We start from the raw sequence: 280 nt of genomic DNA, 5'->3' as shown, positions 1-280 counted from the left end.
AGAATCTACTTCTGCATCACCTACTTTCTTAATCTGAACGTTAACATTTTTTAGTGTGATAGATCCATAATTCGTCGATATGCCCCCTATCCCCCCTTCTGGAAAGACAAGAGATCCAGAAGTCATATTTATTCCAGATTCATCACTATAGAGACCGATTCCATCCACATTAATAGCCACCTTATCTAAAACAACAAACGATGCGTCAGAAGCGTCAACACCTAAAAAAGAACGTCGGATTTGCCCATCTTTCATGACAATAGCCCCACTCGAATCAGTC

At 40.4% G+C, this 280-nt stretch carries 1 protein-coding gene; it reads right to left on the bottom strand.

Features of this window, described 5'->3' with window-relative positions:
- A partial coding sequence (locus ACFIO5_RS12905; RefSeq protein WP_375705620.1) for a hypothetical protein occupies positions 1-255 on the bottom strand: 255 nt, incomplete at its 3' end.
- Positions 256-280: the final 25 nt, after the last annotated feature.

Source organism: Bartonella sp. AA86SXKL (assembly GCF_042196885.1).
This window is presented reverse-complemented; position numbering and strand designations above follow the sequence as displayed.